This is a genomic window from uncultured Gimesia sp., assembly GCF_937919775.1.
GTDB lineage: Bacteria > Planctomycetota > Planctomycetia > Planctomycetales > Planctomycetaceae > Gimesia.
The window spans coordinates 1-3,256 of the sequence record NZ_CALFPF010000619.1; the positions used below are offsets into that span (position 1 = coordinate 1).

Here is a 3,256-nt window from a genome sequence, read left to right on the forward strand (position 1 = left end):
ATTAATCCATATGCCCGCAATCGAAGTCTGGACGAATAGTGAATTAGGCACCGATTCGAAAACAACAGCCACTATCGAGCAAGCAGGCATTAACTTTGGTGCTCCCGGAGATCGTCTTTCGGACGATGGGACACTCTGGCTCGATTTTCCCAGTGTCGGCGGGCAATCTCCGGACCTGCAAGTCACGATTTCCAATAAAGAATTCGGTCGCTTTCGGCATCACGCACTGAAAATCAGAGAGCCCGTATCTGAACATGGCTTGAACTGGGTCGCTGCGTCCGGAATTGAGAATCCGGGGAAGATCATAATCACAATTAATCAGCGCACAGAGCAGATTCACCCCGAGGGGATTCCGATTGCGGGAGTCGAAGACGATGCAGAAGAAGATTCTAAAGGTGAGGTCAAACTTCATAGCAGCGATCTGGAACTGGGGCTTGATGCGGGTGACCCACAAGTCGTCGCTCTCCGATTTACCGATATTCCTCTGACTTCAGCTGAGGAACTGGAAGCAGCCCGTATTCAGTTCACTGTCGATGAAACGGGGAAATCTCCCTGCATCTTGAAAATTCAGGCGGAAGCTGCAGTCGATTCAGAACGATTTGTAGAAAAAAAACAGAACCTGTCCTCTCGAAAGCGAACCAAAGCCTCTGTAGAATGGACTCTCCCCGCATGGTCGAAAGCGGGAGCCTCTGGCGTCGAACAAGAGACGCCTGATCTGACTTCCATACTTAAAGAAGTACTTTCAAACAAAAACTGGAAACCTGGGAATTCGATTTCTTTTCTGATTACAGGAACGGGTACCCGGATCGCCAAATCTTATAAAGGAGCCAGCTCAGGGACAGCACGACTGGTACTGAAGACGAAGAACATAGAACAACCGGAAACACATTCCCTGACGCAAACGGCAGGCGAAACCTCAGCCAGTCGCTATACCGTCAAACTGACATTTGCGGATCCGGACGAGAAGATCATAGCCGGAGAGAGACAATTCACCATTCGTCTTCAGGGCAAAAGCGTTCTGGAAAATCTGGACATTGTCAGAGAAACCGGCCAGGCGATGCGTTGCCTCGTGAAGGAATTTAAAGGGGTTTCCGCAACCAGTCAAATCGAAATTGAATTGAATCCTGTTGATGACTCGAAGTTTCCCCCTGTTATCTCAGGGATTGAGTTAATCAGGGAAAACTGAGTGGCTCTTGATCGCGGACTCCCGTCTCAGGAAGTAATCGGAGCCGTTGATTTTTCTGAGATCCAGTCCTTCAAGTGCAACTGCACACTTTCAAAGCCCCGGAAACGATTAATACTGGGGGCAAAGCTGATCGAGAAAGGTCCGCCGTCCGCTTGCATTTGACTGGCCCACTCCCCCTTACCAAAGGCGATCGCGCGAATCTTTGTTTTGTGCTGCTGAAAGACAAGCGAAAGGTGCCGCCCCCCTTCTCCCATTGTGCGTGGAGGCTCTGCCAGCTCAACCCGTGTTGCCACAAACTGAGGCCGCGGGTTCTCTTGGCCAAAGGGCCCGAGGCAGTCCAGTTCACGTACTGCCTGTTTTGTGATTTCATTTAAACAGACTTCGGCATCAATCCGCACCTGCAAGTCATGCTCGGAAGGTTGGGGAGCACACGCAGCAAATTCCGCAAAGGCAAGACGGAACTCGTCGATACGCTCTTCTTCTATTTTGAGTCCCGCAGCAGCCTGATGACCACCATATCGGATCAGGTGATCGGAACAGGATGAAAACCCGGCATGCAGATCAAAGCCTGCAAAGGAGCGGGCTGAACCTTGTCCGGTTCGGGAACTGGCGTCTAAGGCAATCAGGACCGCCGGCTTTTCAAAATGTTCTGCCACCCGATTTGCCACGATGCCAATGACGCCTGGATGCCAGTCATGATGAGCGAGAACTAATGTGCCATGACTGGTCCATTCATCATTCTCATCAACCATTTCTTTGGCCTGTTTCATGATCCGCCGTTCGACGGTCCTGCGGTTTTTGTTTAATTCGTCAAGATAAGCAGCAAGTTGACTCGCACGATCCTGATTACTTGTTGTTAACAGTTCGACGGCCAGTCTCGCTTGCCCTAATCGGCCTGCAGCATTCAACCGGGGGGCAATGGCGAATCCGATATCTTCGGTATCAAGCATCTGACCAGTTTTGATTTCCGCAACCTTCATCAATTCCTGTAAACCCAACGGTGCTTTGTCTGCGAGTGCGCTCAACCCGTATCGTACGAGAATTCGATTTTCACCCAGCAACGGGACCACATCTGCAACGGTGCCAATTGCGGCAAGTCCGACCGCGCATTTAAGGTACTCGCGCATTTGTGGCGACGCCTTCTGGCCATCTCCCAGCTTCTGGCAAATGGCCCAGGCCAGCTTCAAAGCAACCCCGGCACCGCAGAGATGCGGGAATTCGTAATTGCTGTCTGGTAATCGAGGATGAACCAGGCAAGCGGCATCAGGGAGTTGGTCACCCATCTGGTGATGATCGGTAATGATCAATTCCAAACCTAGTTCTTTCGCGAGAGCAGCTTCTTTCACACTTGAGATTCCACAATCGACGGTCACAAGTAACCGGTGTGGATCTTCCTGGTGTAATAACCTGACCGCATCACAGTTCAAACCATAGCCGTCATCCAGGCGATTGGGAATAAAATAGTCGCAGTGACCATTCGCCAGTGTGATGCATTGTAATAAGATACTGGTTGCCGTCATGCCATCGACATCGTAGTCACCATAAATGGTAATTCGACGCTTGGCATTCAATGCGGCAATCACACGTTCGGCGGCTTCTTCGATTCCCGGCATCGAACAGGGATCCAGCAGGTCTTTCATACGGGCATCAATAAATGACCGTGCAGCCGCTGCGTCGTGAAGCCCTCGTGCAATCAAGACTTGTGCCAGAAGCGGAGAGATCTTCATTTCCGAACTGAGGCGGCGGATCTGTGATTCATCGTGGGGAGCAAATCGCCAGTTTTGAGTCATCCTTGCTCTCGATCAGATTGAGAAGTTTAAAAAGCAGTGGTCACGCGCTAAAATATTAAAACAGAGTCACGTCTGACTGTCAAAACTACTGTATTGCCTAAATGTACAAAATGAAAGACTTCCCCCTGTTGAGAAGCAAAACAAATCAAAACGAACCCGATGAGCCATTTAAATGTCCACCTCGCAGGTGAATCAGGTGCATAATCGATCTAATCGCACTGATCCTCAGCAGACCGATCCGAGATATCGATGACGGGACTTGCCGGGGCTCTGCAACAAG

The 3,256-nt window shown here is 50.4% G+C and carries 2 protein-coding genes; one reads left to right on the top strand and one right to left on the bottom strand.

What is annotated here, in order from left to right; translation table 11 throughout:
- Positions 1–1,186, top strand: a 1,186-nt coding sequence (locus Q0294_RS17755; protein ID WP_299468132.1) for a malectin domain-containing carbohydrate-binding protein, incomplete at its 5' end; no start/stop codon positions are given.
- 26 nt (positions 1,187–1,212) lie between these two features.
- Here Q0294_RS17755 and recJ read toward each other — a convergent pair.
- Positions 1,213–2,976 (bottom strand): single-stranded-DNA-specific exonuclease RecJ, encoded by a 1,764-nt coding sequence (gene recJ, locus Q0294_RS17760; protein WP_299468134.1) that lies wholly within the window; start codon positions 2,974–2,976, stop codon positions 1,213–1,215.
- Between the last annotated feature and the right edge of the window lie 280 nt (positions 2,977–3,256).